This is a genomic window from Phyllobacterium phragmitis, from assembly GCF_002980495.1.
Taxonomy (GTDB): Bacteria; Pseudomonadota; Alphaproteobacteria; order Rhizobiales; family Rhizobiaceae; genus Paramesorhizobium; species Paramesorhizobium phragmitis.
Genome location: NZ_PVBR01000020.1, coordinates 25,086 through 42,531 on the forward strand (window position 1 = coordinate 25,086; position 17,446 = coordinate 42,531).

Annotated in this window: 15 protein-coding genes; 8 read left to right on the forward strand and 7 right to left on the reverse strand. The window is 62.0% G+C overall.

Annotated features, from left to right (window positions below):
• Positions 1-828: an ABC transporter permease gene (locus C5748_RS21310; protein ID WP_105744108.1), complete on the forward strand. Its 828-nt coding sequence runs from the start codon at positions 1-3 to the stop codon at positions 826-828.
• Between the two features lie 261 nt (positions 829-1,089).
• On the opposite strand, the gene C5748_RS21320 is transcribed toward C5748_RS21310, so the two are convergent.
• Genes C5748_RS21320 through C5748_RS21345 form a run of 6 tightly spaced genes read right to left on the reverse strand, consistent with a single transcriptional unit; the run spans position 1,090 to position 8,036 of the window.
• Positions 1,090-2,040, reverse strand: coding sequence for an alpha/beta hydrolase (locus C5748_RS21320; protein ID WP_105744110.1), 951 nt, complete (start codon positions 2,038-2,040; stop codon positions 1,090-1,092).
• Positions 2,037-2,819 (reverse strand): carnitinyl-CoA dehydratase, encoded by a 783-nt coding sequence (locus tag C5748_RS21325; RefSeq protein WP_105744112.1) that lies wholly within the window; start codon positions 2,817-2,819, stop codon positions 2,037-2,039. Before C5748_RS21325 ends, C5748_RS21320 begins: the two co-directional genes overlap by 4 nt.
• On the reverse strand, positions 2,816-4,894 hold the full coding sequence (locus C5748_RS21330; protein ID WP_105744114.1) for an acetate--CoA ligase family protein: 2,079 nt from the start codon (positions 4,892-4,894) through the stop codon (positions 2,816-2,818). The genes C5748_RS21325 and C5748_RS21330 overlap by 4 nt, the downstream gene beginning before the upstream one ends.
• The gene (locus tag C5748_RS21335) at positions 4,891-6,054 is read right to left on the reverse strand and encodes an acyl-CoA dehydrogenase family protein (RefSeq protein WP_105744116.1); all 1,164 of its coding nucleotides are present in this window, start codon (positions 6,052-6,054) and stop codon (positions 4,891-4,893) included. Before C5748_RS21335 ends, C5748_RS21330 begins: the two co-directional genes overlap by 4 nt.
• 4 nt (positions 6,055-6,058) lie before the next feature.
• Complete coding sequence (locus tag C5748_RS21340; RefSeq protein WP_105744118.1) at positions 6,059-7,123, reverse strand: carnitine 3-dehydrogenase; 1,065 nt, start codon at positions 7,121-7,123, stop codon at positions 6,059-6,061.
• A 7-nt stretch (positions 7,124-7,130) separates the two neighbouring features.
• Positions 7,131-8,036 (reverse strand): beta-keto acid cleavage family enzyme, encoded by a 906-nt coding sequence (locus tag C5748_RS21345; protein WP_105744120.1) that lies wholly within the window; start codon positions 8,034-8,036, stop codon positions 7,131-7,133.
• 76 nt (positions 8,037-8,112) lie between these two features.
• Between C5748_RS21345 and C5748_RS21350 the strand changes: the two genes are divergently transcribed.
• Complete coding sequence (locus tag C5748_RS21350; RefSeq protein ID WP_425350285.1) at positions 8,113-9,099, forward strand: GlxA family transcriptional regulator; 987 nt, start codon at positions 8,113-8,115, stop codon at positions 9,097-9,099.
• 35 nt (positions 9,100-9,134) lie between these two features.
• The gene (locus C5748_RS21355) at positions 9,135-9,614 is read left to right on the forward strand and encodes a thioesterase family protein (protein WP_105744125.1); all 480 of its coding nucleotides are present in this window, start codon (positions 9,135-9,137) and stop codon (positions 9,612-9,614) included.
• Between the two features lie 180 nt (positions 9,615-9,794).
• Here C5748_RS21355 and C5748_RS21360 read toward each other — a convergent pair whose 3' ends face one another.
• Positions 9,795-10,754, reverse strand: coding sequence for a LysR family transcriptional regulator (locus C5748_RS21360; protein WP_105744127.1), 960 nt, complete (start codon positions 10,752-10,754; stop codon positions 9,795-9,797).
• Between the two features lie 120 nt (positions 10,755-10,874).
• Here C5748_RS21360 and C5748_RS21365 point away from each other — a divergent pair, with 120 nt between their 5' ends.
• The 5 genes from C5748_RS21365 to C5748_RS21385 are packed head-to-tail and all read left to right on the forward strand — an operon-like array spanning position 10,875 to position 17,446.
• On the forward strand, positions 10,875-11,924 hold the full coding sequence (locus C5748_RS21365) for a class 1 fructose-bisphosphatase (protein ID WP_105744129.1): 1,050 nt from the start codon (positions 10,875-10,877) through the stop codon (positions 11,922-11,924).
• A gap of 15 nt (positions 11,925-11,939) precedes the next feature.
• Entirely contained in the window at positions 11,940-12,812 is an 873-nt protein-coding gene (locus C5748_RS21370; protein WP_105744131.1) for a phosphoribulokinase, read from the forward strand.
• A 10-nt stretch (positions 12,813-12,822) separates the two neighbouring features.
• Entirely contained in the window at positions 12,823-14,838 is a 2,016-nt protein-coding gene (tkt, locus tag C5748_RS21375; RefSeq protein WP_105744133.1) for a transketolase, read from the forward strand.
• 21 nt (positions 14,839-14,859) lie between these two features.
• Entirely contained in the window at positions 14,860-15,939 is a 1,080-nt protein-coding gene (gene fba, locus C5748_RS21380) for a class II fructose-bisphosphate aldolase (protein WP_105744135.1), read from the forward strand.
• A 46-nt stretch (positions 15,940-15,985) separates the two neighbouring features.
• Positions 15,986-17,446 carry a form I ribulose bisphosphate carboxylase large subunit gene (locus C5748_RS21385; protein WP_105744137.1) on the forward strand — a complete coding sequence of 487 codons (1,461 nt, stop codon included), beginning with the start codon at positions 15,986-15,988 and terminating at the stop codon, positions 17,444-17,446.

Here is a 17,446-nt window from a genome sequence, read left to right on the forward strand (position 1 = left end):
ATGAGCGAGACGACGGTCCAAACCTTTCGCATCGCGCCCAAGCAGAATGGCGACGCGGAGATCCGCCGTCTGCCACCGCACCGTATCGTGCTGGCGCTGATCGGGCTTGGTCTCATCGCTGCCTCGATCTTCTTTCTCAGATGGGACTGGCTGCCCAACTATTACGATCTGATCATGCAGGGCCTGTGGCGCACGATCTGGATCCTGGTGGTGACGTGCGTTCTCGGTTTCCTTTTGGCGGTGCCGCTCGGACTGGCGCAGGCGGCAGGGCCGAAGATCGTCGCCGTGCCGGCGCGCATCTTCTGCACCGTCATTCGCGGCACGCCGCTGCTCCTGCAGCTCTGGCTGCTCTATTACGGGCTCGGTTCGCTGTTCCCGCAATATCCCTGGATTCGCGACTCCGAACTGTGGCCCTATCTGCGCCAGGCATGGCCCTATGCCGTGCTGGCGCTGACGCTGTCCTATGCCGGTTATGAGGGCGAGGTCATGCGCGGGGCCTTTGCCGGCGTGCCCAAGGGGCAGTTGGAGGCGGCGCGGGCATTCGGCATGCGACGCTTCACCATTTTGCGGCGTATCTGGCTGCCGCAGGCTATCCATCGAGCCTTGCCGACATTGGCGGGAGAGGCGGTATTGCAGTTGAAGGCAACGCCGCTCGTCGCGACGATCACCGTGATCGATCTCTATGCCGTGGCATCGCGCGTCCGGCAGGATACGTTCATCACCTACGAACCGCTGCTGCTGCTCGCGGCCGGCTATCTCGTCATCACCGGAATCATCGTCTTCCTGTTCCGCCGCCTGGAACGGCTGATCCCGTCGAAGCTGGGATAGTCTTTATAAGGGAACAGGCCAGAGCATTTCATATTGAATTGGGAACGCCGGGCGAGACAGTACCCCCCCCCCTCTGCCCTGCCGGGCATCTCCCCCTCAAGGAGGGAGATTGGCTGACACGGCTCTTGGCGTTCGTTCTGCAACGTTTGCAATTGGTACCAAACCTTCGTGAAGGCGTAATCTCCCCCCTTGAGGGGGAGATGGCTGGCAAGCCAGAGGGGGCGCCTCGCGATTCCATCAAAACACGAACCGCTCTAGCTTTTATAAGGAAACGGGCCAGCCGTTCAGCCCAAGCGCCTGAACCGCCTTGCAAATGCGGCGGAAGCTGGCGCCGGCGCGTCCGGCGTTGTGGCGGGCGCGCAGATAGCCGTGCACGAGACCCGGCTCGTTTCTCCACAACGCCTTGCCGCCGGCGGCGACGATCCGGTCGCAGTAGCGCCGTCCATCATCGGAAAGCGGGTCGCATGCGGCTGATAAGACCACGGTGGCGGGAAGGTTGGAGAAATCGCTGTCGGAGAGCGGTGCAAAGCGCGGATCATTGGACCAGTCATGGCCGCCGCTCCTGATTTCCGCATAATAGAGCACATCGCGGGTGGTGAGCATCGGCGCTTCGGCATGCGTGAGGTAGGAGCCTTCATCGGTTCTGCCGCCGAGGCCTGGATAGATGAGGACCTGACCGACGGGCGCGCGTTTGCCGCCGCGCAGATGATGGGCGATAGCGGCGGCGAGATTACCGCCGGCGCTGTCGCCGCAGAGCACGACCGACAGATCGGATGTCGCGGCAATATGCGCGAAGACGGCGCGGCAATCTTCGAATGCGGCGGGATGCGCATGTTCGGGCGCCAGCCGGTAATCGACCGATATGATGCGGAAGCCGGTCGCCTCGCACAGTTCGGCGCAGACATCGTCATGGCTGTCGAGCCCGCCGACGACAAAGCCGCCGCCGTGAAAATAAAGGCAGATGACTTCGGGCTCGACGGCTTTCTTGACATAGACCCTGATCGGAATGCGGTGCGTGCCGGTTTCGATGAAGGTGTCGGCGGAGGCGATGTCAACGGGATAGCCCGCATGAAACGCTTGGGCCATGCGGTCGTAGATTTCGCGCTGCCGTTCAACCGTGAGGTCCACCGCATCAGGTGGATAAAAACCATTGGTGCGCTCGATGAACGCCCAGGTTTCCTGGTCGATCAGCTCGGAATAGTCGGTGCTCATCTGCCTTTCCACACGGGATCGCGCTTTTCGGCGAAGGCCTTGAAGCCTTCCTGGCCGTCTTCCGAGGCATAGAGAACGTCCACCGTGCGGAACTTGCGTTTGGTGATCATGTTCATGGCCTGCTGGAAGCCCATGCTTTCGGCTTCCCGCGCCACTTCCTTGATGGCGGCAAAAACCAGCGGCGGGCCGCTTTCGAGCAGGCGGGCGATCTCCCAGACGCGCTCCATCAGCTTTTCCCTAGGCAGCACCTCGTTGACGAGCCCCCAGCGGTGCGCCTCGGCGACATCCATCCAGCGGCCGGTCAAAAGCAGGTCCATGGCGACATGGTAGGGGATGCGCTTCGGCAGTTTGACCGTCGCGGCGTCGGCCAGCGTTCCCGCACGGATTTCCGGCAAGGCGAAACTGGAATAGTCGGCGGCATAGATCAGATCGCAGGAGAGGGCGAGTTCGAAGCCGCCGCCGACAGCCATGCCATTGACGGCGGCGATCACCGGCTTGTTGAGGTCGCGCAATTCCTGCAATCCGCCGAAGCCGCCGACGCCATAATCGCCGTCGACCGCATCGCCGCTCGCCGCCGCCTTCAAATCCCATCCGGCGCAAAAGAATTTGTCGCCCTCGGTCTGGACGATGGCGACGCGCAGGTCGGGGTCGTCGCGGAATGCCTGGAAGGTCTCACCCATCAGCCGGCTGGTATTCAGGTCGATGGCATTGGCCTTCGGCCGATCCAGCGTGACTTCGAGAATGCCGCCTTCACGGCGCGTCCTGATCACGTCGCTCATTTCAGTTCTCCCTTTGTGACGAGCAGCGCATCCGCAATCCATGCGCCTTTTCCCTCGCCGCAGACAAGCAGCGGGTTGATGTCGAGTTCGCAAATCCGCCCGGCATGCTCCACGGCGAAAGCCGCGATGGCATGAATGGCGTCGAGTGCGGCTTGCAGATCCGCCTTCGGCCTGCCGCGATAGCCTTCCAAGAGTGGGAACATCCTGAGGGATCGCAGCGCGGCCTCGATGTCATCACGGCTCGACGGCAGGAGAATGGTCACGCTGTCCTGCAACAGTTCCACGAGAACGCCGCCTGTGCCGAGCGTCATGACCGGCCCAAACTGCGGATCATCGATAATGCCGACCAGCAGTTCGGAGACAGCCCCGGTGACCATGCGTTCGACATAGAGGCCTGATCCGAGATGCACGAGTTCGTCGACCGCCGACCTGACCGCTTCGCCGTCTCTCAGATTGAGCCGCACGGCGTTCATTTCGGATTTATGGGCAATGCCCAAGGCCTTCAGCGCGACGGGATAGCCGAGGCCTTCGGCGACCGCCACGGCCTCATCGGCATTCGCGCAGCGGCTGCCGGCCGGTACGGGCAATCCATGGCGGCGGAGAATGGATTTCGCCTGTGCTTCGTCGAGCTCAAGGATATCGGGACCAGCCTTTGCCACGGGGCGGGCAACCGGCGGCGCGAGCGGCTTTTTCCATGCCCGGCCGATGAAGGCGGCGGCTTCCGCAGAATCGAAGGCTTCGGTGATGCCGCAGAGAGGGGCGATGCCGCGCGCCATCAGATCCGCTATATAATCCTCGGGGATGTTTTCCGGCAGAGAGGCGATCATGGCGCCCTTGGCGTTGTTGGCCTTTAGCGCCGCTTCGAACCCGCGTACGGTCGCCCACCAATCGACATCCGAACAGCGGTCCCTGCGCGGAAAATCGATGACGAGGCAGTTGAGCGAGAAACCGCCGGAAATCATGGCGGTGAATGTCTGGGTCAGCGCCGGCTCATCGTTCCAGATGAAGGTATGGTAGTCGAGCGGGTTGGCGACCGCGACCAGCGGGCCGAGCGTCGACTTCACATAAGCGCGATGTTCCGGCGTCAGCGGCGGAAACGCGACTGCGCGGCCTTCCGCGGCGTCGGCCATGACGGAAGCCTCGCCGCCGGAGCAACTCATCGAGCTCAGCGTATTGCCGTCGAGCGGGCCGTGTACATGCAGGAGCTTCAGCGTTTCGAGGAAGGAGGGAATCGAATTGACGCGTGCGATGCCGAGCCTTTTCAGGAAGGCGTCGGATGCGGCGTCCGATCCGGCCAGCGAAGCGGTGTGCGAGACGGTCGCCGCGCGGGCCTGGGCGGAGCGGCCGACCTTCATGGCGACGATGGGCTTTCGCAGCTCGCGGGCGCGTTTCGCCAGCGCCTCGAAGCCGGCTGCCGACTGGAAGGCCTCGATATGGAGGCCGAGCGCCGTCACCCTCTCATCCTCGATCAGCGCGATGGCCATGTCGGGCAGGCCGGTCTGCGCCTGGTTGCCCGCCGTCATGACATGGGCGATCGGCAGGCCGCGCGTCTGCATCGTCATGTTGATGGCGATGTTCGAGGATTGGGTGATGATGGCGACGCCAGGCTCGCCAGGCGCAAGCCGCCGCCCGCCATGCTGGTCGGGCCAGAGCAGGGCGCCGTCGCAGTAATTGATCAGGCCGTAGCAGTTCGGCCCGATGATCGGCATATCGCCGGCGGCTTCCACGAGTTCGTCCTGCAATCTCGCGCCGTCGGCATCGTCGGCGCCGGCCTCCAGAAAGCCGGAGGCATAGCACACGGCGACGCCGGCGCCGGCCGCACGCAACTCCCGCACGATATCGAGCGTGAGGAAACGATTGACGCCGATGAAGGCGGCGTCAGGGCTGCCGGGCAGATCGGCGACGGAGCGATAGGCTTTGAGGCCCAAGACCTCGTCATGCCTGGGATGCACGGGCCAGATTTCGCCCGAAAATCCCATTTTCTGCGATTGTTTTATGACCTCGGTGGCCTGAAGACCGCCGAAGACGGCGATGGTCTTGGGGCGAAGCAGACGGTCAAGCTTATGCGCCATCATGCACCGTGAGGGCGCAGCAGGGCGCGGGATATGATGTGCCGCTGGATTTCCGAAGTGCCTTCCCAGATGCGCTCGACGCGGGCGTCGCGCCAGATGCGTTCCAGCGGCAGGTCATCCATCAGGCCCATGCCGCCATGGATCTGGATCGCCTCATCGGCAACGAAGGCGAGGACTTCCGTCGCCTTGAGCTTGGCCATGGCCATGTCGGCATCGGTCACGGTGCCCTGATCGAACTTCCAGCCGGCCTCGAATGTCAGGAGGTCGGCGGCTTTCAGTTCGGTCGCCATATCGGCAAGCTTGAAGGAGATGCCCTGAAACTTGCCGATCTTCTGGCCGAACTGTTCGCGCTGCGCCGCATATTCGATGGCGTGGGTAAGCGCCCGTTCGGCACGGCCAAGGCACGTGGCGGCCACCTGCAGGCGCGTTGCGCCGAGCCAGGCATTGGCCACCTCGAAGCCCTTGTGCACCTCGCCGAGAATGGCTTCATTTGGCAAACGGCAATCGTCAAATTCGATGATGGCGTTGGAATAGCCGCGATGCGAGACATTGCGGTAGCCTTCGCGGATCGTCATTCCGGGGTGGCCTTTGTCGACGAAAAAGGCGGTGATTTTCTTCTTTTTGCCGCGTGGGGTGTCTTCCTCGCCGGAGGCGACGAAAAGGATGACGAAATCGGCCTCCATGGCATGGCTGATGAAGTGTTTCGTGCCGTTGACGAGCCAGTCGCCGCCCTTTTCCACGGCGGTGGCCTTCATGCCGCGCAGATCGGAACCGGCGCCCGGCTCCGTCATGGCGAGACAATCGGATTTCTCACCGCGAATGCAGGGATAAAGGTATTTTTCCTTCTGGGCGTCCGTGCCGGCGAGGAGGATGTTGGAGGGCCTGCCGACGCATGTCCAATGGAGCGCGTAATTGGCGCGGCCAAGCTCCTTTTCGTAAAGCAGCCATGAGACCGTATCCAGCCCGGCGCCGCCGACCCCCTCCGGCATGTTGGCTGCATAAAGACCGGTTTCGATGGCTTTCTGCTTGATCTCGTCCACGAGCTCCTTGCGCAGAACGCCGGTGCGCTCGACTTCCGCCTCATGCGGATAGAGCTCGTTTTCGACAAAGGCCCTTGTTGTCTCGACGATCAGTCTCTGCTCTTCGGTCAGACCGAAATCCATGACGTCAGCCTTTCTTCTTCCGAGCCTTGCCGGCCTTGGCCTTTTCGGCCGATTTGGAGATCGCCGGCTTCCGCGCCAGCTTCGACAGGCGGTTGGTATAATCCTTGTAGAGCGCGCCGGCCCCCCAGCCCTTGCCCTTGTTCTGGCGCGACAGGGCTTCCATGATGGCGACCAGATTGTCGTCGCGGATGCGTTCGAGTTCGCGGATGGAGAGGCCGTGCGCCTGCTCGTCGGACTGGTCGGCGATCTTGTCCACCAACTCATCCGTCAACTCGGGCACGTCCATCAGCTTGGTCCAGGGCCATGACAGGCAGGGGCCGAACTGTGCCATGAAGTGACGCATGCCGGCTTCGCCGCCGGCGACGCGATAGACCTGGAACATGCCCATCTGCGCCCAGCGGATGCCAAAGGAATAGCGCATGATGTCATCGAGTTCCTCGACGGTGGTGATGTCGTCCTTGATCAGCCACAGCGCCTCGCGCCACACCGCCTCAAGAAGCCGGTCGCCGACGAAAGCCTCGATCTCCTTGCGGATCACCACCGGTTTCATGCCGATCGAGTCATAAAGCGCGCGGGCTTTCTCGACGGCTTCGCTGGAGGTCAGCTTGCCGCCGACGATCTCCACCAATGGCAGGAGATAGACCGGATTATAGGGATGGCCGACGACCAGACGTTCGGGATGCCGCATCGCCGTCTGCATCTCGGACGGCAGAATGCCTGAGGTGGACGAGCCGACGATGGCGTCTATCGCCGCGTGGCGGTCGATTTCCGCCAGAACCTTGTGTTTGAGGTCGAGCCGTTCCGGCACGCTTTCCTGAATGAAATCAGCGCCCGCGACCGCTTCGGCAATGGTGCCTGAGAAAGTGAGCTTTCCCTCGCGCGGCAGGCCGTCCGGCAGCATGGCCTTATAGGCGCGGCGGGCATTCTTCATTACCTCGCTGACTTTGCGCTCGGCTTCCGGATCGGGGTCGAAGATCGAAACATCGATGCCGTTGAGGAGGAGGCGGGCGACCCAGCCGGCGCCGATGACGCCACCGCCTACGGCCGCGGCCTTGCGAATTTTCACCATGACGATCTCACCAGCGCTTCGTCAGCTTCATGCGGGCGCGCACATCGTCCGGCCCGAGGATTTTCGCGCCCATGCCTTCGGCGATCTTGACGGCGCGTTCGACCAGCGGCCCGTTGCTGGCGAGAACGCCCTTGTCGAGCCAGATATTGTCTTCGAGGCCGACGCGGATATTGCCGCCGGCCAGCACCGCCATCGCCGCATAGGGCATCTGGTTGCGGCCGATGGAGAAGGCCGAGAACGTCCAGTCGGAGGGCAGATTGCCGGTCAGCGCCAGGAGCGTGGTGATATCATCGGGCGCCCCCCAGGGGATGCCCATGCAGAGCTGCACCATGACGGGATCGTCCAGAAGGCCCTGGTCATAGAGCCATTTGGCAAGGAGAAGGTGGCCGGTGTCGAAAATCTCGACTTCCGGGCGAACGCCCAGCGCCTGGATCTGCGCCGCCATGGCTTTCAGCATGGCGGGCGTATTGGTCATGACATAGTCGCCCTCGCCGAAATTCATCGTACCGCAATCGAGCGTGCAGATTTCGGGCAAGAGCTTCGCCACATGCTCCAGGCGTTCGGTTGCGCCCACCATGTCGGTTCCGCCAGGGGATGGCGGCAGCGGCTTTTCGACATTGCCGAGCGTCAGATCGCCGCCCATGCCGGCGGTGAGGTTGAGCACCATGTCGACGCCTGACGCCTTGATATGCTCGACCACCTCGGCATAGAGCGCCACGTCACGCGAGCCCTTGCCGGTCTTGGGGTCGCGGACGTGAATATGCGCGATTGCCGCGCCGGCATTGGCGGCGGCAATGCACTCATCGGCGATCTGGCGCGGCGTCACCGGGACCTTGTCGGAGCGACCGGTCGTATCGCCCGCACCGGTGACGGCGCAGGTGATGAACACGTCGCGATTGGGGGTCAATGCCATTGCTGTTCTCCCTTGCTTTTGTTGCACCGATCATGCCGTGATTGCCAAATCATGTTTTGCGATATACGAATTGTAATTGATGAATAGCGAAACCTCGCCACTCTTTTTTCCTGACACCGGCACGCTTGACGTGACCGTGCTCGTCTTCTCAGGTGCGTCGCTATTGTGCGTTGCCTCGACGATCGACCCGATGCGCGCCGCCAACCGCGTTTCCGGCGGCACGCTGTTCAAATGGCGGATCGTTTCGCTCGACGGCAAACCCGCCATCACCACCTGCGGCTTGCCGATTGCCGTATCCGGTTCATTCGACACATCAAAAAAGGCGGATATGCTGCTGGTTGTCGGCGGTTTTGGTACTTCGGATATCGCGCGCACGACATTCACCGCCAATCTGCGCCGGGCGGCCCACAATTACCGGATGATCGGCGGCATCGAGGCCGGCTCATGGTTGCTCGGCCGTGCCGGGCTTCTCTCAGGGCGGAAGGCGACGACCCATTGGGAGGATATGGAGGAATTCACTGCCGAATTTCCCGACACCGAGGTGAGGCCGGACCGCTATGTCATAGACGGGCCGGTGTTCACCAGCGGCGGCGCCTCGCCGACCTTCGACCTGATGCTGCATCTGATCCGGTCGCGCGTCGGTATGTCGGTGGCGCTCGATGTGGCGAGCGTGTTCATCTATGACGAAGCCCATGCCTCCAGCGATGCGCAGCCGTTGGTTTCGCTCGGACGGCTTGACGATGTGCACCCGAAACTGGCGGGCGCGATCCGGCTGATGGAGGGGCATATCGATGCGCCGCTGACCATCGGGGCGATCGCGAAACGCTGCGGGCTCAGCGCCCGAAGCCTGGAGAAGATCTTTTCCAAGGCGGTCGGCGAGGGGCCGGGGCGCTATTATCTGCGCCTGCGGCTGAAAGTGGCGCGGCGGCTGATCACCGATACGCGGTCACCTCTAGCGGATATCGCGGCGCGGACCGGATTTTCCTCCGCGGCTGCCTTCACGCGCACGTTCAGACATTTCGAGGGCAGGCCGCCCAGCGCGCTCAGGTCCGCGCATCGTTAATTTTCAACCAGTCCACAGTCCAGCAGGAGAACAGCATGTCAGAGGGTGAATTGCATCACTCCACGCCGATCGCCATCGAGAAGGAATGGATCGACTACAATGGCCATCTGAACATGGCGTACTACAATGTGGTGTTCGACCGCGGGGGTGACGAATTCCTGGCGGAGCTCGGTTTCGGCCCATCCTATGCGGCCGAACGCAAGCTGACGATCTACACTGCCGAAATCCATATCTGCTATGTCAGGGAATTGCATCTGGGCGATATCGTCACCGTAACCAGCCAGCTCATCGATTTCGACGGCAAGCGCCTGCACACCTATAATGAGATCATTCATCGGGATGGCTGGGTGGCGGCGACGGCCGAGGTCCTGTCGCTGCATATCGATATGAGCGGACCGAAGGTCAGCCCGTTTCCGGCTGATATCCTGCCGAAGCTGGAATTTTATCGCGCGGCCCATTCGAAACTGCCGATGCCGGCGCGTGTTGGCCGGGCAATCGGTATCAAGAAGAAATAAGCCGCGTAATGCTCGGTCCAAGCCATTCTGCGCCGCCAAAGGAATGAAGGGCCGAGGATGGATTCCTGTGCCTGTGCTTGTCACAGGAATTCATGCCTCGAAAGTGCCGTCGCTGCTGCGGTTGAAACAGGGCTGTGCCGACAGGACGAGAGTTGCCGTTCCGTCCGAAAACGACGAACCCTATGACGGCGGATGGTAGGCCAGGGCGGCGGCCTCAGGATAGAGCCGGTCGAAGAATGGCAGGCATTGCGCGCCTTTCGAGGTCAGGAATTCCTGGAAGGCCTTCATCGCCGGTGACATCGTCCTGTCGGTCCTGACCACGAAAAACCACTGCCGGCGGATCGGCATGCCGATGACATCGAGGATGACCAGCCGGCCGGTTTCAAGCTCCATGGCGATCGTATGCGCGGAAATGAATGCGATGCCGAGGCCGGCCATGACGGCCTGCTTGATGGTTTCGTTGGAGGACATCTCGGTGCCGAGATCGTCCAGCCTTCCCGGCAGTTCGCTTAAGAATATCTCCAGCGAGATGCGGGTTCCCGAACCGGGCTCCCTGACCAGGAAATGCTCCTGCGCGATCCTCTCCTTGGTGATGTCGCGGCATTTGGCGAGGGGATGGTCGGGTGCGGCGATCATGACCAGCGGATGATCGCCGAAAACGGCTGATCGCAGGGGAATGTCCTTGGGCGGACGCCCCATCAGGGCGATGTCCATCTCATGGTTCTTGAGGCTGGCAATCGTTTCCGCCCTGTTGCCGATGGCAAGTTTGATCGCGATATCGGGGTGATCCTTGCCGAAGGTCGCCATCATCCGCGGCGCGAAATATTTCGCCGTCGACACGACGCCCAACCTCAAGCTGCCGACCCTCAGCCCCTTGATGGCGTCGATTTCATCGTCGAGCAAACGCAACCTCTCGTGAATCATCTGGGCCGCATCGACAAAAGCGAGGCCGGCCGCCGTCGGCTTGAGGCCTTCATTGGTCCGGTCGAACAGGATGATGCCGGCGTCCTCCTCGACCTGCTTCAATTGAAGCGTGACGGCGGGCGGGGTCAGCCCCAGCTCATTGGCCGCGGCGGCGATCGTGCCGTGCCGCAGGATCGCCTCGATGGCTCTCAACTGTCTCAGTGTCAGGTTGCGCATGGTCTTCAAGTTAGAGAAATTTATTTAACACGTAAATATAATAAATTTTACTTAAAGCACTCCATCTGGTTCCATCCTCTTGCAAGCCCGGCGAGGAGCAACGGGTTACGGGAGGACGATATGACCACGGCGACCCTTGATGCCTTTCTCGGTTCTTATGCGGGTGATGTGGACGGATTGCGGGCCGCGGTCTCGTCCACCATACGGCATCTGTCGACGACCGCGGTCAAAATCCGCAATACGATCAATCTTGGCGCGCTCGGCAAGGCCTTCAACGGCAGCCACAGCAGCAGGAATGCCGACGGCGATTCCCAGAAGGATCTCGATGTCTTCGCCGACGACATGTTCCTGGAAGCCATGCGCCATGCGCCGATCGCGCTTTATGGTTCGGAGGAGCTGGACCAGCCGGTGGTGCTCGACCGCCAAGCGCCGCTCGCCATTGCCATCGACCCGCTGGACGGGTCTTCCAACATCGATACGAATGTCTCGCTCGGGACCATCTTCTCCATCCTCCCAGTGGTTGGTGAACCGGTCAGCGAGCCTGGTGCCTCCTTCTTCCAGGAGGGGAGGCACCAGCTCGCTGCCGGATTTTTTATCTATGGGCCGCAGCTGGCCCTGGTGCTGACGGTCGGCAGCGGCACGCATGTCTTTGTCTTTTCGACACGGCTTGGAACTTTCGTCCAGGCCTATCCGAGCATCATCATCGCGCCACGGACGCAGGAATTCGCCATCAACGCGGCCAATTACCGGCAGTGGGATGAAGCGGTGCGGCTTTATATCGACGACTGCCTGAAGGGCACCGAAGGTCCGAGGGCCAAGGACTTCAACATGCGCTGGGTCGCCTCGCTGGTGGCCGAAGCCTACCGGATCCTGGTGCGCGGCGGCGTGTTTCTCTATCCCGGCGACAAGCGCAAGGGCTACGGTTCTGGCCGGATCAGGCTCGTCTACGAGGCCAATCCCATTGCCTTCCTCATCGAGCAGGCAGGCGGTGCGGCGACCGATACGATCAATCGCATTCTCGATCTCGTTCCGCAAAGCATGCATCAGCGGGTTCCGCTGGTTTTCGGTTCGGCCAGGGAAGTCGAACGGATCGGGCGCTATCACACGGAGCCCAGCAATATCGGCGAGCGCGCGCCGCTCTTCAGCAATCGCGGCCTGTTCAGGGCCTGAGGGGGAACGAGCGACATGTCGACAAAGCATCCCATCATATCGATCACCGGTTCTTCAGGCGCTGGAACGACATCGGTCAAGCGGATTTTCGAACAGATATTCCGGCGTGAGAACATCGAGGCGGCGTTCATCGAAGGCGATGCGTTCCATCGCTATGACCGGCAGGCCATGAAGGCCAGGGTTGCCGAAGAGGAAAAGAACGGCAATCCGAACTTCACGCATTTCCATGTCGATGCCAACGAACTGGAGACGCTCGATGCGGTTTTCGAGGAATATGGCCGCCGGGGCACGGGAAAGACCCGGACCTATATTCACGACGAGGAAGAAGCCAAGCTCCTCAATACGCCTGCTGGCTGCTTTTCAGAGTGGCGGGAGTTTCCGCCGAGCCAACTGCTGTTCTATGAAGGGCTGCATGGCTGTGCGGTGACGGATAAGGTCAATCTGGCGCGGCATGCGGATCTGAAGATCGGCGTCGTTCCCGTCATCAATCTCGAATGGATCCAGAAGATCCATCGCGATCGCTCGACACGCGGCTATTCGACCGAAGCGATCATGGATGTGATCCTGCGGCGCATGCCCGATTATGTGCGCTACATCACGCCGCAATTCACGCTGACCGACATCAATTTCCAGCGGGTTCCGATCGTCGATACCTCCAATCCGTTCATCGCGCGCTGGATACCGACGCCCGATGAATCGATGCTGGTGATCCGCTTCGCCCGGCCGCGCGGCATCGATTTTCCCTATCTCCTGTCGATGATCCATGATTCCTTCATGTCGCGGGCCAATTCGATTGTCGTGCCGGGCAACAAGCTCGACCTTGCCATGCAACTCATCCTGACGCCGCTGATCATGCAGTTGATCGAACGCAAAAACCGTGCCTCGTGAGGAGAAGACGATGAACACGCAAGCCCTGCTGCAAACCGAAACCGATCCGTTGCCGGTCAGTGAGGCGGATATGGCCAACGCCATCCGCGCCCTTGCCATGGATGCCGTGCAGAAGGCCAATTCCGGCCATCCGGGCATGCCGATGGGCATGGCGGATGTCGCGACGGTTCTGTTCAACCGCTTCATCAAGCTCGATCCGCTGCATCCGCAATGGCCGGACCGCGACCGCTTCGTGCTTTCGGCCGGTCATGGCTCAATGCTGCAATATGCGCTGCACTATCTGATCGGTTATCCCGACATGCCCATCGAGGAATTGCAGCGTTTCCGTCAGCTCGGCGCGCGGACGGCGGGGCATCCGGAATATGGCCATGCGCAGGGCATCGAGACGACGACCGGGCCGCTGGGGCAGGGGATCGCCACGGCGGTCGGCATGGCGCTTGCCGAGCGGCTGATGCGTGAGCGCTTCAGTGCTGAGATCGTCGATCATTTCACCTATGTGATCGCCGGCGATGGCTGTCTGCAGGAGGGTATCAGCCATGAGGCGATCGATCTGGCGGGGCATCTGGGGCTGTCGCGGCTGATCGTCCTCTGGGATAACAATTCCATCTCCATCGACGGGCCGACCTCGCTTTCCACATCGATGGACCAGCCTGCCCGGTTCAAGGCGGCGGGCTTCGACGTCTGGGATATTGACGGTCATGATTTCGAGGCGATCGCGGAGGCCATCGGCCAGGCACGGGAGGCGGACAGGCCGTCGCTGATCGCCTGCCGGACGATCATCGGCAAGGGCGCGCCCAATCTACAGGGTACGGAAAAGACCCATGGCGCACCGCTCGGTGCGGCGGAGATCGCGGCGGCAAGGGCGGTGATCGGATGGCCTCATGCGCCGTTCGAGGTGCCGGAGGCGATCGTGGAAACCTGGCGGAATGTCGCCAGTCGCGGCGCGGACCAGCGGCGCGACTGGTGCGCCCGGCTTGCGGCATCGCCCGATGCGGATGCCTTCAGCGCGGCGGTCGCGAAGGAACTGCCGGAGACGCTCTTTGATGAGCTTGATGCGTTTCGCCGCGAGCATGTGGAGAAAGCCACCAAGGTTGCCACCCGCAAGGCTTCCGAGATGGTGCTTGGCGTCATCAACAAGGCGACGGCGCTCACCATCGGCGGTTCCGCCGATCTCACCCATTCCAACCTGACGCTGACGCCAGATATGGGCAGCATTTCGGCGCGCAGCTTCGCCGGGCGTTATATCCATTACGGCATCCGCGAACATGCGATGGCGGCGGCGATGAACGGCATCGCGCTGCATGGCGGCTTCATCCCCTATGGCGGCACATTTCTGGTCTTTGCCGACTATGCAAGGGGTGCGATCCGCCTTTCGGCCCTGATGGGCCAGCAGGTGGTCTATGTCATGACGCATGACTCGATCGGCCTTGGAGAAGATGGGCCGACGCACCAGCCGATCGAACATCTCGCCATGCTGCGGGCGACCCCCGGCATCGATGTCTACCGGCCGGCCGATATCATCGAAACGGCGGAGTGCTGGGAACTGGCGTTGAAGCATAAGAACAGGCCGAGCGTCATCGTGCTGTCACGGCAGAACCTGCCGATGTTGCGCCCTAAGCACAGTGATGAGAACCGGTCGGGCCGTGGCGCATACGTCCTGCGCGAAACCGCTGGGACGCGGGCGGTGACGCTCATTGCCACCGGCTCGGAGGTGGAGATCGCCTGTGCGGCTTCCGACATCCTGCGTGCCCAGCACGGGATCGCCGCCGCCGTCGTCTCGATGCCGTGCTGGGAACTCTTCGAAAAACAGACGCCGGCCTATCGCCGCTCCATCCTTGCGGCAGCGCCCCGCGTCGCTATCGAGGCGGCGGCGCGGCAGGGGTGGGATCGCTGGATCGGCGAAAGAGGCGACTTCATCGGCATGACCGGTTTCGGCGCCAGCGCGCCGGCGGCGGATCTCTACCGGCATTTCGACATCACGCCGGAAGCCGTCGTCGAACGCGTGAGAAAACTGATCGATCGATAAAATAGGAAAGGAGCACGGATCATGGCTCGCATTACGTTACGTCAACTGCTCGATCACGCTGCTGAACACGGCTACGGCGTTCCCGCCTTCAACATCAACAATATGGAACAGGGCCTCGCCGTCATGGAGGCGGCTTCGGCGTGCGATGCACCGGTCATTCTTCAGGCGTCCCGTGGCGCGCGGTCCTATGCCGGCGACGTGATGCTTTCGAAGATGATCGAAGCCCTTATAGAAATGTATCCGGCGATCCCGGTTTGCCTGCATCAGGACCACGGCAACAATGAAGCCACCTGCCTGACGGCGATCCGCCATGGCTTCACCTCGGTGATGATGGACGGCTCGCTCGAGGCGGATGCCAAGACGCCGGCGAGCTACGAATACAATGTGGCGACCACCGAACGGGTAGCGCGGATGGCCCATTGGGTCGGCGCGTCGGTGGAAGGCGAACTCGGCGTGCTCGGTTCGCTGGAAACGGGGCAGGGCGAGGCAGAGGACGGGCACGGCGCCGAAGGGGTGTTGTCGCACGAGCAACTTCTCACCGATCCCGACCAGGCGGTGGACTTCGTTGCCCGTACGAGGGTCGACGCACTGGCGATTGCCTGCGGTACGTCCCACGGCGCCTACAAATTCTCGCGCCGCCCGGATGGCGGCATCCTCGCCATGCATGTGATCGAGGCCATCCACGCGAAGCTGCCCGATACGCATCTCGTCATGCACGGCTCCTCCTCCGTGCCGCAGGAACTGCAGGATGTCATCAACAGGCACGGCGGCGAGATGCCCCAGACCTACGGTGTGCCGGTGGAGGAGATCGAGCGCGGCATCCGCCACGGGGTGCGCAAGGTCAATATCGATACGGATTGCCGCATGGCGATCACCGGCCAGTTCCGCCGCATCGCAATGCAGAACCCGGCCGAATTCGACCCGCGAAAGTTCCTCAAACCGGCAATGGACACGTTGCGTGATCTTTGCCGTGACCGCTTCGAGCGGTTCGGAACGGCGGGCCACGCGGTGAAAATCAAAGTCGTTCCCCTGGACGAGATGGCCAAGCGCTATGCCGCTGGCCAGCTCGATCCGCAGATCGCAACCGCCAAGGCCGCCTGACAAGCAAGCGACCAGTATCCTAGAAAGGACCAGTGCCATGGCAGACATGACAAGCATGACAAAGACCGTCACCGGAGCCGAGCGCTACAAGGCCGGCGTGATGGAATACAGGAAAATGGGCTATTGGGAGCCCGATTACGAGCCTGGGGATACCGACATCATCGCGGTCTTCCGCATCACGCCGCAGGACGGCGTCGATCCGATCGAGGCGGCGGCGGCGGTGGCGGGCGAGAGTTCGACGGCCACCTGGACGGTGGTCTGGACGGACCGGCTCACGGCTTGCGAGAAGTACCGCGCCAAAGCATACCGCGTGGACCCCGTGCCGAACGGGGAGGGACAGTATTTCGCCTATATCGCTTATGATCTCGATCTCTTCGAGCCCGGTTCGATCGCCAATCTGACGGCGTCGATCATCGGCAATGTCTTCGGATTCAAGCCGCTCAAGGCGCTGCGGCTCGAAGACATGCGGCTGCCGATCGCTTACGTGAAAACCTTCCAGGGACCGGCGACCGGTATTGTGGTCGAGCGCGAGCGTCTCGACAAATTCGGCCGGCCGCTGCTCGGCGCGACGGTGAAGCCGAAGCTCGGGCTGTCAGGCCGCAATTATGGCCGTGTCGTCTATGAGGCGCTGAAGGGCGGGCTCGATTTCACCAAGGACGACGAGAACATCAATTCGCAGCCCTTCATGCATTGGCGCGAACGGTTCCTCTACTGCATGGAGGCGGTCAACAAGGCGCAGGCCGAGACGGGGGAGGTGAAGGGAAGCTATCTCAACGTCACCGCGGCGACGATGGAAGATATGTATGAGCGGGCGGATTTCGCCAAGGAACTCGGCTCCAACATCGTCATGATCGACCTGGTGATCGGCTATACCGCCATCCAGTCGATGGCGAAATGGGCGCGGCGCAACGACATGATCCTGCATCTGCACCGTGCCGGCCACTCGACCTATACGCGGCAGAAGAACCATGGCGTCTCGTTCCGCGTCATCGCCAAATGGATGCGGCTTGCCGGTGTCGATCACATCCATGCGGGCACGGTGGTCGGCAAGCTGGAAGGCGATCCCGCCACGACGAAGGGCTATTACGATGTCTGCCGCGAGGAATTCAACCCGATGCGGCTCGAAAACGGCATCTTCTTCGACCAGGATTGGGCCTCGCTCAACAAGATGATGCCGGTCGCTTCGGGCGGCATCCATGCCGGGCAGATGCACCAGCTATTGGATCTGCTGGGCGAGGATGTCGTGCTGCAGTTCGGCGGCGGCACCATCGGCCATCCCATGGGCATCGCGGCCGGCGCTACGGCCAACCGCGTGGCGCTGGAATGCATGGTGCTGGCCCGCAATGAGGGGCGCGACATCGTTCATGAAGGACCGGAGATCCTTCGGGAAGCGGCACGGCATTGCCAGCCGCTGCAGCAGGCGCTCGACGTCTGGAAGGATGTCACCTTCAACTATACCTCGACCGATGCGCCGGACTTCGTTCCGACGGCAACCGCAGCTGAATAG

Coding starts and splice junctions, on each gene's coding strand:
- C5748_RS21310 (WP_105744108.1), top strand. CDS start 1: ATGAGCGAGACGACGGTCCAAACCTTTCGCATCGCGCCCAAGCAGAAT.
- C5748_RS21320 (WP_105744110.1), bottom strand. CDS start 2,040: ATGAGCACCGACTATTCCGAGCTGATCGACCAGGAAACCTGGGCGTTC.
- C5748_RS21325 (WP_105744112.1), bottom strand. CDS start 2,819: ATGAGCGACGTGATCAGGACGCGCCGTGAAGGCGGCATTCTCGAAGTC.
- C5748_RS21330 (WP_105744114.1), bottom strand. CDS start 4,894: ATGATGGCGCATAAGCTTGACCGTCTGCTTCGCCCCAAGACCATCGCC.
- C5748_RS21335 (WP_105744116.1), bottom strand. CDS start 6,054: ATGGATTTCGGTCTGACCGAAGAGCAGAGACTGATCGTCGAGACAACA.
- C5748_RS21340 (WP_105744118.1), bottom strand. CDS start 7,123: ATGGTGAAAATTCGCAAGGCCGCGGCCGTAGGCGGTGGCGTCATCGGC.
- C5748_RS21345 (WP_105744120.1), bottom strand. CDS start 8,036: ATGGCATTGACCCCCAATCGCGACGTGTTCATCACCTGCGCCGTCACC.
- C5748_RS21355 (WP_105744125.1), top strand. CDS start 9,135: ATGTCAGAGGGTGAATTGCATCACTCCACGCCGATCGCCATCGAGAAG.
- C5748_RS21360 (WP_105744127.1), bottom strand. CDS start 10,754: ATGCGCAACCTGACACTGAGACAGTTGAGAGCCATCGAGGCGATCCTG.
- C5748_RS21365 (WP_105744129.1), top strand. CDS start 10,875: ATGACCACGGCGACCCTTGATGCCTTTCTCGGTTCTTATGCGGGTGAT.
- C5748_RS21370 (WP_105744131.1), top strand. CDS start 11,940: ATGTCGACAAAGCATCCCATCATATCGATCACCGGTTCTTCAGGCGCT.
- tkt (WP_105744133.1), top strand. CDS start 12,823: ATGAACACGCAAGCCCTGCTGCAAACCGAAACCGATCCGTTGCCGGTC.
- fba (WP_105744135.1), top strand. CDS start 14,860: ATGGCTCGCATTACGTTACGTCAACTGCTCGATCACGCTGCTGAACAC.
- C5748_RS21385 (WP_105744137.1), top strand. CDS start 15,986: ATGACAAGCATGACAAAGACCGTCACCGGAGCCGAGCGCTACAAGGCC.